The organism is Nonomuraea cypriaca (assembly GCF_015645445.1).
In the GTDB taxonomy this organism is placed as follows: Bacteria; Actinomycetota; Actinomycetes; order Streptosporangiales; family Streptosporangiaceae; genus Nonomuraea; species Nonomuraea cypriaca.
The window spans coordinates 1-9,348 of sequence record NZ_JADOGI010000328.1; the positions used below are offsets into that span (position 1 = coordinate 1).

At 73.6% G+C, this 9,348-nt stretch carries 12 protein-coding genes; 3 read left to right on the forward strand and 9 right to left on the reverse strand.

The genetic code is table 11. The features are described from left to right. Positions 1-223 (forward strand): hypothetical protein (locus ITP53_RS51035; RefSeq protein WP_236052103.1); only part of this gene is annotated, 223 nt, incomplete at its 5' end. Here ITP53_RS51035 and ITP53_RS51040 read toward each other — a convergent pair. Then, positions 220-789, reverse strand: a complete 570-nt coding sequence (locus ITP53_RS51040; protein ID WP_195902725.1) for a histidine phosphatase family protein — start codon at positions 787-789, stop codon at positions 220-222. The two genes, ITP53_RS51035 and ITP53_RS51040, sit on opposite strands and share 4 nt — an antisense overlap. 345 nt (positions 790-1,134) lie before the next feature. Between ITP53_RS51040 and ITP53_RS51045 the strand changes: the two genes are divergently transcribed. Then, positions 1,135-2,073: a sulfite exporter TauE/SafE family protein gene (locus tag ITP53_RS51045; RefSeq protein WP_195902726.1), complete on the forward strand. Its 939-nt coding sequence runs from the start codon at positions 1,135-1,137 to the stop codon at positions 2,071-2,073. Positions 2,074-2,137: 64 nt separating this feature from the next. Next, on the forward strand, positions 2,138-2,539 hold the full coding sequence (locus tag ITP53_RS51050; protein ID WP_195902727.1) for an RrF2 family transcriptional regulator: 402 nt from the start codon (positions 2,138-2,140) through the stop codon (positions 2,537-2,539). Positions 2,540-2,730: 191 nt separating this feature from the next. Here ITP53_RS51050 and ITP53_RS51055 read toward each other — a convergent pair whose 3' ends face one another. The 8 genes from ITP53_RS51055 to ITP53_RS51090 form a co-directional block, all read right to left on the reverse strand. After that, positions 2,731-3,741, reverse strand: a complete 1,011-nt coding sequence (locus ITP53_RS51055) for a LacI family DNA-binding transcriptional regulator (RefSeq protein ID WP_195902728.1) — start codon at positions 3,739-3,741, stop codon at positions 2,731-2,733. Then, positions 3,738-4,823, reverse strand: a complete 1,086-nt coding sequence (locus ITP53_RS51060) for a Gfo/Idh/MocA family protein (RefSeq protein ID WP_195902729.1) — start codon at positions 4,821-4,823, stop codon at positions 3,738-3,740. Before ITP53_RS51060 ends, ITP53_RS51055 begins: the two co-directional genes overlap by 4 nt. Then, the gene (locus tag ITP53_RS56650) at positions 4,820-5,125 is read right to left on the reverse strand and encodes an amidohydrolase family protein (RefSeq protein ID WP_407941403.1); all 306 of its coding nucleotides are present in this window, start codon (positions 5,123-5,125) and stop codon (positions 4,820-4,822) included. The genes ITP53_RS51060 and ITP53_RS56650 overlap by 4 nt, the downstream gene beginning before the upstream one ends. Positions 5,126-5,456: 331 nt before the next feature. Beyond that, on the reverse strand, positions 5,457-5,918 hold the full coding sequence (locus tag ITP53_RS51070; RefSeq protein ID WP_195902730.1) for a VOC family protein: 462 nt from the start codon (positions 5,916-5,918) through the stop codon (positions 5,457-5,459). Positions 5,919-5,966: 48 nt separating this feature from the next. Then, complete coding sequence (locus ITP53_RS51075; RefSeq protein WP_195902731.1) at positions 5,967-6,950, reverse strand: alpha-ketoacid dehydrogenase subunit beta; 984 nt, start codon at positions 6,948-6,950, stop codon at positions 5,967-5,969. Beyond that, the gene (locus tag ITP53_RS51080; RefSeq protein WP_195902732.1) at positions 6,943-7,890 is read right to left on the reverse strand and encodes a thiamine pyrophosphate-dependent dehydrogenase E1 component subunit alpha; all 948 of its coding nucleotides are present in this window, start codon (positions 7,888-7,890) and stop codon (positions 6,943-6,945) included. The genes ITP53_RS51075 and ITP53_RS51080 overlap by 8 nt, the downstream gene beginning before the upstream one ends. Then, positions 7,883-9,241 carry a lyase family protein gene (locus tag ITP53_RS51085; RefSeq protein WP_207757599.1) on the reverse strand — a complete coding sequence of 453 codons (1,359 nt, stop codon included), beginning with the start codon at positions 9,239-9,241 and terminating at the stop codon, positions 7,883-7,885. The genes ITP53_RS51080 and ITP53_RS51085 overlap by 8 nt, the downstream gene beginning before the upstream one ends. Positions 9,242-9,243: 2 nt before the next feature. Continuing rightward, complete coding sequence (locus ITP53_RS51090; RefSeq protein WP_328818511.1) at positions 9,244-9,324, reverse strand: SDR family oxidoreductase; 81 nt, start codon at positions 9,322-9,324, stop codon at positions 9,244-9,246. Positions 9,325-9,348 lie beyond the last annotated feature (24 nt).

Genomic DNA, 9,348 nt, shown 5'->3' on the forward strand with positions numbered 1-9,348 from the left:
CGCGGTCGCCGACGCGCTGTGCTGGCACGGGGCTTCGCCCGCGTTGGCGGCCCGGTGGTCGCACCTGCCGGCCTGGGGGCAGATGCTGGTCCGTGCGCTGATCTACCGCATCGTCACCGACGAGACGGCGTCCGGACCCGCCGGATGGACGCCGGCCAGGATCGCGGCGTACCGGCCCGTGGCCGAACTCGCCGTCGCCTACGCCGGCCACGACGCTGACTAGGTGCCGGCCCGCGGTTCCAGATGGCGGGTCGAGGCGATGCCGCGGACCGCAGGCCCGTCGAGTGTGGTGATCGCGCAGGCCGGGACGCCCTCCGCGAGCAGGCGCGGGTCCAGCGCCTGGTCGCCGGCCAGCGTACGCAGGAGGTCCACCGTGACGCCGCCATGCGTGCACACCGCGATCGGCCCGGCCTGCCCCGCGTGGTCCTGGAGGAACGCCAGGAACCTGGCGGCGGCCTGGTCGGAGGAGTCGCCGGTGCGCGGGACGAAGGAGCGGTCACGGACCGAGGCGGCCCACTCGGCCAGGAACTCCCCGATCGGCTGGGCGCCGTCCCAGTTCATCCGTTCGCGCAGGCGTACGTCCGTGACGACCGGGAGGCCGGCCACCGCCGCGATGGCCTCGGCGGTCGCCTGTGCGCGCCGCATCGGGCTGCTGAAGACCGCGGTCAGCCCGGCGTCCCGGAACCACAGGGCCGTGCGGGCGGCCTGCCGGAGGCCGAGGTCGGTGAGACCGGGGTCGCCTGGGTCCGGTGCCTTCTCGGCGTGTTGCACCACGTAGAACACCGTCACGGCGCCCCCGAGGCATCGGGGCTCAGCAGGGAGCCGGCCCACGCGTCGACCCGGGTGCCCCGATGGAAGAGGCGCCGGGCCCAGGCGACCCCGGAAGCCGATCTCGGCGATGCCGTTCGCTGAAGGGCGGGGGCCGAGGAGACCTCATGGACCCACGGGACGTCCTCGGGCGTGAACGGTCGCAGGGTCAGCCGTTCGGCCGGGATCACGTGACGCACAGGGGGATCTTCTGACGGAGGCCGTACGAGACGCAAGGCCGGCTGAAACCGGCTGACTTGACTGGATCTCGGAAGTGTTGAATGCTAACCCTACTTATTAAGTAGGAATGACAGGAAAGGGGAGGTCGTGCGAGCGCTCATCCTGCTCGGGCTCGTCGGATTCGCGGCCCAGCTAGTCGATGGCAGCCTGGGCATGGCCTATGGCGTCACTTCGACCACGCTCCTGCTGGCCGTCGGCACCAATGCGGCCGCCGCCTCGGCCACCGTGCACCTCGCCGAGATCGGCACCACGCTCGCCTCGGGCATCTCCCACTGGCGCTTCGGCAACGTCGACTGGAAGGTCGTCGCCAAGATCGGCATCCCGGGAGCCGTCGGGGCCTTCGCCGGCGCCACGTTCCTGTCGAGCCTGTCCACCGAGATCGCCGCACCGATCATGTCGATCATCCTGCTGCTCCTGGGCGCGTACATCCTGGTCCGCTTCACCGCCTTCGGGCTGCCGCGCGGCAACCTGGGCAAGCCGCTCCGCCGGCGGTTCCTGGCACCCCTCGGGCTGCTCGCGGGCTTCGTGGACGCGACGGGCGGAGGCGGCTGGGGCCCGGTCGGCACGCCCGCCATCCTGGCCAGCGGCCGCCTGGCCCCACGCAAGGTGATCGGCTCCATCGACGCCAGCGAGTTCCTGGTCGCGATCGCCGCCAGCATCGGCTTCTTCGTGGGCATCGGCTCGGAGAACATCGACTTCGCGTGGGTGGGCGTCCTGCTGCTCGGCGGCGTCATCGCGGCGCCCATCGCGGCCTGGCTCGTCCGACACATCCCGCCGCGCATCCTCGGCTCGGCCGTGGGCGGTGTCATCGTGCTGACCAACGTGCGGACCCTGCTGCGCAGCGACTGGATCGACGCCTCCGGCGGCGCGCAGACGATCACGTACGTGCTCATCGCCGTCGTCTGGGCGGCCGCCATCGCCTACTCGGTACGCGAATACCGCCGCGACAAGGCCCACGAGTCGGTCGAAGCGGTCGAGACCGAGCTCCAGCGCCGCACCGTGGAGGAGGAGACGGCCTCCACCTGAGGCCCCGCGCAACGCCGGGCCCGGCTCTCACACGGAGAGCCGGGCCCGCGGCGCTCGTACGCCTATGAGAATCTCCGCACGCACCCAGTACGCGCTCGGCGCCATCCTCGCCCTCGCCGCCTCGGACGGCCCGGTGCCCGCGGAACGGATCGCCGAGTCGCAGGACATTCCCCGGCGCTTCTGCGACAACATCCTGCTCCAGCTCCGCCGCGCCGGCCTCATCCACAGCCAGTGCGGCCCGGACGGCGGCTACTGGCTGGCCCGCCCCCCGGCGGAGATCGCGCTCGCCGACGTGGTCCGCGTGACCGAGGGCGCCGAGCAGGCCACCAGGCCCTTCCCGAAGGCCGCCGCGCCGCTGGCCGAGCTCTGGGCCAGGATGCGCCGCCAGGAGGACGCCCTGCTGAGCGAGATCACCCTCGCCGACGTGGTCGCCTCCGGCGGACGCCCCCTCCAGGAAAGGCTGTAGCGCGCCGGTCGACGCGCGGCCAGAGCCCAGGAACGGTCTGGTGGCAGGGGCCGTGGAGTGGCCGGAGCCCAGGAACGGTCCGGTGGCGGGGCGGTGGCGTGGCCGGAGGCTAGGAACGGTCCGGTGGCGGGGCGGTGGCGTGGCCGGAGGCTAGGAACGGTCCGGTGGCGGGGCGGTGGCGTGGCCGGAGGCTAGGAACGGTCCGGTGGCGGGGCGGTGGAGCTGCGCGGGATCAGCTCGATCGGCCCGTCCAGCACCTCGGCCACCGTTTCGTCCGGTTTGAGAACGCTCAGCAGGGTCACGCCGCGGCGGCCGAGCTCGGCCAGAGGCATGCGTACCGTCGTCAGGGCCGGGGACAGGTAGCCGGCCAGGTCCAGGTCGTGCACGGCGACGATGGAGACGTGCCGGGGGATCTCCAGGCCCGCCGAGCGGACGGCCTGCATGGCGCCGATGGCCGAGGCCACGTTGGCCACGAACACCGCCGTCGGCCGTTCGCCCGCGGCCAGCAGCCGGGCCATCCCCGCGGCCCCGCCCGCCGGGGTGTAGCCGGCCGCCACGATCGGGCCCTCGGGCAGGCCCGCCGCGCGCATCGCCGCCGAGTATCCCGCCGACCTGCGCGTGGCGGTGTCCGCGCCGGACGGGCCCGCGAGGTGGGCGACGCGGCGGTGGCCGAGCCGTACGAGATGCTCGACCGCGAGCGCGGCGGCCCGTTCGTCGTCGAGGATGACGTACCGGCGGACGGTCCTGCCACGGTGGTTGAGCATGATCCATGGGATGCCCGCCCGGTCGAGCTGCCCGGCGAGGCCCGCCTCGTCCGGCGCGCCGGCCAGCAGCAGGCCGTCGATGCGGCCCTGGCCGAGCCGGTCCATGTACTCGCCGAGCCCGGCCCGCGTGGCGCTGCCGGTGACCAGAACGGACCCCTGGTCGGCCGCCTCCGCCTCGGCGCCCTTGATGATCTCGGCGTAGACGGGGTTGGCGAAGTCGGGGATGAACAGCCCGAACATGTGAGCGCGTGACGTGCGCAGGCTCCGCGCCGCGACGTTCGGCCGGTAGCCGAGCTGCTCGATCGCCGCCAGCACCCGCTCGCGCGTCTCCGGCCGGATGTTGAGCGTGGGGTCCTTGTTGATCACACGGGAGACGACGGCCCTGTCGACCCTGGCGATCGCGGCGACGTCGGTGAGCGTGACCCGGTCGCGCTTCATGACGCGTCCAGACGGCGGCTCTCGCCCGAGTCCATCGACCGGTAGAGCGCGTCGAGCAGGCGCAGGGTGCCCAGGTTGTCGGCGCCGGAGGTCTCCGGCTCGCCGCCCTCGGCGATCGCCCTCAGCAGCGACCCCATCGGCCCGGCCACCGCGTCGGGCAGCCACCGCGTGGTCACGGGGTACGGCAGCCAGCCGTCGGTCGGCAGCGCCCTGCTGTGCACGGCGAGGGTGTCGGGGCGGCCGTGCGGATAGTCGTACAGGAGGCCCAGCGTGCCCTTGATCGCGCCCTCGGTCCCGTCGACGCGGAAGGACGCCTCCTGGTCGCCGGTGCGGTTCTCGTGGGTGGCGTGGACGAGCGCGCGCACGTCACCCGGGTACACCAGCGTGCTCATCGTCCGCGTCTCGCCCTTGGCGACCTGGCCGGGCGTACGGCTGCCGGTGCAGAAGACCGTCTCAGGGTCGCCCAGGATCGACCGGATCGCGTCCAGGTAGTGGATGGAGTGGTAGACGATCTCCAGCCGGCCGGTCGTGACGAGCCAGTCCCAGGCGCTCCAGTCGGTCAGGATGTTCACGGTGAACGTCATCGCCGTCGGCTCGCCGATCCAGCCCGCGCGCACCATGGCCCGGGCGGCGGCGATGCCCTCGTCGAAGCGGAGCTGCTGGTTCACAGCCACCTTCAGGCCGCGCGCCGCCGCCAGCTCGACGATCTCCCGCCCGGTCGCGACGTCGGGCGCGAACGGCTTCTGGCACAGCAGGTGCTTGCCCGCCGCCAGCGCCGCCCGCGCGATGCCCGGCTGTGCCGCGGGCGCGACCGCGATGTCCACGACGGCGACTCGCTCGTCGGCCAGCAGCTCCTCCAGCGACCCGTACGTCCCCGGCACCCCGTGCCGCGCGGCCACCTCCGCGGCCCGCCCGGCGTCGAGGTCGAACAGCCCGGTCACCTCCAGCCCGGCACGACGGTAGGCGGGCAGGTGCGCCACGTCCACGATGGCCCCCGCGCCGACGACCGCCACGGGCAGCCGGTGCGCCGCCGGGATGGACAGGTCGGCCGCGGCCGCGATGGGCGCGAAAACGTCGATCATGCCTGGGCCTCCCGGATGCCGTAGAAGAGGGCGGCGGTGCCGCCGAGTACGGCGGCGCGGCCGGCATCAGACAAGCCCGACAGCACCGCCCCCGTCTCCCGCCACACCTTCGCGTAGTCGCCGGCCAGCACCGCCACCGGCCAGTCGCTGCCGAACATCAGCCGGTCGGCGCCGAAGACCTCGAGGGCGTGCTCCACGTAGGGCCGCAGATCGCCGGCGGTCCACGTCTCCGCGTCGGCCGCCGTGTTCAGCCCGGAGACCTTGGCGTACACGCCGGGGCACTCGGCCGCGCGGGCGAGCAGCGACCTCCTCGGGCCGGTCCAGCGGCACCCACCCCACCACCGCGCCGATGAAGTCGTGGGCGCCGGCCTGCGCGAGCATCGCGTCGGTGTCGGCGTAGGAGTTCGCCGCCTGCACCAGGACCGTCCGCTCCACCCCCGCCGCGGCGAGCTGGGGGATGAGCTCCCCGGGCTCGAACGTGCGGTAAATCGGTCCGTCCTCCGGCGTCAGCCACTGGTACGACCCGGTCTCCAGATTCCAGAAGTGCTGGTGGGCGTCGACGACGGGCATCCAGCCCTCCTCCCTTGATCAATCGATTGAGCGTGCACAAAGTAGAGCTACCCGGCGAAGGTGTCAAAGCCCCGGTGGGGGCTGCACCAGCTCCAGGGTGATCTCATCGGGGTCGAGGAAGTAGCAGGCGTATCCGCCCTTGTTCACCCCGGCGGTGATCTCGGCCGGCGGGTTGACGAAGGTCACGCCGGCCGCCGACAGCCGGGCGTGCTCGGCGCGCGCGTCCTCGACGGTGAGCGCCAGGTGCGCCGCGCCGGGCAGGTGGCGGGCCTGGTCGCGGGGCGCGCCACGCGGCCGTACGTACTCCACCAGTTCCAGGTCGTGCGTCGAGACGCCGCGCGGCTGCCCCGGCACGGCGAGCTGGGCGACGCGCAGCACGGCGTCCGGGTAGCCGACGAGCCGCCTGGTGTAGTCGTTGTCCTGCTCCTGCCGGTGCACCAGCGTGAACCCGAGCAGGCCCTGGTAGAACGCCACGGACCGGTCGAGGTCGGCGACCGTGAAGGAGAAGTGCCAGACGCCCCTCATCGCGACGCCTCCTGTCCGACCCTTGTCTTCATGGTTCTCCCAGCCTGGTCAATCGCCTGACTTGCGGACCAGGGCGCGTACCTCGTCCGTGATGCGGGCGGCGTCCGGCACCAGGGCCTGCGCCAGGACCGGTGCGGCGGGCATCCGGACGTCGGGTGTGCCGATCCTGAGCGGCGGCGCGGCCAGCGGCACGCCCGCCCCGGCCACGCGGGCGACGACCTCGGCGCCGAAACCGCCGGTGAGGTTCGCCTCGTGGACGACCGCGAGCCGGCGGGTGCGGGCGGCGCTCCGCAGGACGGCCTCGGTGTCGAACGGGTTGAGCCACGGCGTCTCCAGCACCTCGGCCTCGATCCCCTCGCCGCCCAGCGTCTCGGCCGCCTCCAGCACCCGGTACGTCATCGCGCCCCAGGCGACGACGGTGACATCGGACCCCGTACGGCGGGTCCGCGCCCCGCCCATCGGCTGGACCGGCCCGCCCACGCGGACCCGCTCCTTGCCGCCGGGGTACAGCGTGCGGTTCTCGATCACCAGCACCGGGTCGTCGCCGTGCACGGCGGTCACCAGCAGGTCGTAGGCGTCCTGCGGCGTGCTCGGCATGGCCACCCGCAGCCCCGGCACGTGCAGGAACAGCGCCTCCAGGCACTGCGAGTGCTGCGCGCACGCGCCCGGCGCGTTGCCCTGCTGGGTACGGATCGTCAGCGGGGCCGTCAGCCGGCCGCCCGACACGTACCTGACGTTGGCCGCCTGATTGACGATCTGGTCCAGCGCGACCAGGGAGAAGTCGGCCCACATGATCTCGACGATCGGGCGGCGGCCCATCATCGCCGCGCCCACCGCGCTGCCGAGGATCGCCGACTCGCTGATCGGCGTGTCGAACGCGCGGTCGCCGAACCGCTTGCGCAGCCCCCGGGTCACGCCGAACACGCCGCCGGGCACGCCGACGTCCTCGCCGTACACGAGGGTCTCAGGCAGCTCTTCCATGAGCCGGTGCAGGGCCGCGTTCACGGCCTCGCCGTACGTCAGGTCAGGCATACAGGTGCTCCCTCGCGGTCGCGGGGTCGGCGAGCGGGGCGGCCAGCGCCGCCGCGGCGGCGGCGTCCATCTCGGCCCGCGCCGTGCGCTCCACCGCGTCGACGTCCCCGGCGGGCACGCCGTCCGCGAGCAGGCTCGCCCGCAGCCGCGCGATCGGCTCGGTGCGCCGGATCCGGTCCAGCTCGCCGGGCCGCCGGTAGGTCTCGGCGTCGCCGATGTAGTGGCCGGCCAGCCGCTCGGTCATGCACTCCAGCAGCGACGGGCCGCCGCCCTCGCGGGCCACCTCCAGCGCGTCGCGCACGTGGAAACGCACCGTCTCGGCGTCGTCGCCGTCGATCCGGTGGCCCGGCATGCCGTACGCGGCCGCCCGGCCGGCCAGGCGCGGGTCGCGGACCATGCCGGCGATCGGCGTCAGCTCGGAGTAGCGGTTGTTCTCGCAGACGAACACCACGGGCAGGGAGAAGGCGGCGGCGAAGTTCATCGCCTCGTGGACCGCGCCCTGGTTCATCGCGCCGTCGCCGAAGACCGACACGGCCGCCCGGTCCGACCCGTCGAATCTGCCCGCCAGTGCCGCCCCGCAGGCGATCGGCGCGCCGGCTCCCACGATCGAGTTCTCGCCGTGGAAGCCGTACTCGGCGGCGGTGAAGTACGCCGAGCCGCCCCGGCCGCCGTTGACGCCGGTCGCCCGGCCCATCAGCTCGGCGAACAGCGGCTCCGCGGGGACGCCCCTGGCCAGCGCCCAGCCGTGGCCGCGGTAGGTCGCGAACAGCGCGTCCCGCGGCTCCAGCGCGTCGCACGCGCCGACCGGGACGGCCTCCTGGCCGACGCACAAGTGCACGGACCCGACGATCGGGCCCTCGGCCCGCAGATCGCGCACCTTCTCCTCGAACGCGCGGATCCGCCACATGGCCAGCAGATCCGCGAGCCGTCTCTCACTCATCGATCGTCCTCCAGGCGTCCAGGGCCGCGGCGCAGATCGCCTCGGCGTCTCCGATGTAGGACTCGGGCGGGATCGGCAGCGCCCCCAGGCCCGCGAGCTCGCCGGGCCCGGCCACCTCGCGCAGCGCGTCGGCCAGCAACCGACCGTTCTCGCGTGCCTCGCGCGCCGCCTCGTAGACCAGGTCGTGCGCCCGCTCCCGGCCCAGAGCGGGGGCCAGGCGCATCATGTACGCCTCCGCCATGATCAGGCCGTCCTCCGCGTCCAGGTTGGCCCGCATGGCCTCCGGGTAGACCCGCAGCCCGGCGGCGACGTCTGCGGCGGTGGCCAGCGCGCCGGCGGCCAGTTCGGCCAGCAGCGGGACGACGTACCACTCCACCTGCCACTCGCCGGCCGCCCGTTCGTGACCGGCCTCCATCGCGCGGAACAGCCCCGAGCTGAGCGCGCCGGCCGTGCCGGACATGCCGATCACGGCCTCGCAGCCGATCGGGTTGGCCTTCTGCGGCATGGTGGAGGACGCGCCGCGGTGGTGGCCGCCCGCCTCGCGCACCTCGCCGATCTCGGTCCGCGACAGGTCCACCACCTCCCTGGCGAAGCGGGCCGCGGTCGCCGCCAGGCTCGCGCACGTCACGCCGAACTCGGCGACGCCGTCTCTGGCCACGTGCCAGGGCACCTCGGTCGTCCGCAGGCCCAGCCGGCGCGCCACGCCCTCGCGTACCGCCGAGGACCGCTCGCCCATCGCCGCCGAGGTGCCGCCCGCGCCGAACAGCGACACGACCCTGACCCTCCGGGCGGTGAGCGCGATCCGCTCGCGCTGCCGCGTCAGCTCCGCCAGCAGCACCGCCATCTTCGCCCCGAACGTCGTCGGCACCGCCTGCTGGGCGTGCGTGCGCGCGGCGGCCACCGTGCCCGCGTGCCTGGCCACCGCGTCGCCGAACGAGCCGAGCAGCGCGGCCAGGTGGTCCAGCGCCTCGCCCATCTGCAGGGCCACGCCGGTGTCCATGATGTCCTGCGTCGTCGCGCCGTAGTGGACGCGGCCGTTGGGCCCGTCGGGCAGCGCCGCCGCGATCATCCGGACCAGCGGCAGGATGGGGTAGCCCACGTTCACCGCCTCGGCCCACAGTCGGTCGAGGTCGATGCCGGAGGGCACGCAGGCGGCGGCGATAGCCCGCGCGTCGTCCGCCGTGAGGATCCCGGCCTCGGCCTGGGCCTGCGCGAGCGCGGCCTCCGCGCGCAGCCACCCGAGCACACTCCGCTCGGCCGAGAAGATCTCGCCCATCACGGCGTCACCGAACAACTCGGGCAGCAACTTGAACGTCTGCCTGGAGATATGAGTGGGCATATGCGTGGACATGATCAGTTCATCTCCAGTCCGCCGTCGACGTTCAACGCCTGTCCCGTCACGAACGACGCCAGGTCACTGGCCAGGAACAGCACCGCCGACGCAAGCAACCCCCAGCC

What these genes read in the sequence shown, in the direction of transcription:
- ITP53_RS51080 (WP_195902732.1), bottom strand. Translation starts at nt 7,890, where the DNA reads ATGAGTGAGAGACGGCTCGCGGATCTGCTGGCCATGTGGCGGATCCGC.
- ITP53_RS51085 (WP_207757599.1), bottom strand. Translation starts at nt 9,241, where the DNA reads ATGTCCACGCATATGCCCACTCATATCTCCAGGCAGACGTTCAAGTTG.
- ITP53_RS51060 (WP_195902729.1), bottom strand. Translation starts at nt 4,823, where the DNA reads ATGATCGACGTTTTCGCGCCCATCGCGGCCGCGGCCGACCTGTCCATC.
- ITP53_RS51050 (WP_195902727.1), top strand. Translation starts at nt 2,138, where the DNA reads ATGAGAATCTCCGCACGCACCCAGTACGCGCTCGGCGCCATCCTCGCC.
- ITP53_RS51055 (WP_195902728.1), bottom strand. Translation starts at nt 3,741, where the DNA reads ATGAAGCGCGACCGGGTCACGCTCACCGACGTCGCCGCGATCGCCAGG.
- ITP53_RS51070 (WP_195902730.1), bottom strand. Translation starts at nt 5,918, where the DNA reads ATGAGGGGCGTCTGGCACTTCTCCTTCACGGTCGCCGACCTCGACCGG.
- ITP53_RS51075 (WP_195902731.1), bottom strand. Translation starts at nt 6,950, where the DNA reads ATGCCTGACCTGACGTACGGCGAGGCCGTGAACGCGGCCCTGCACCGG.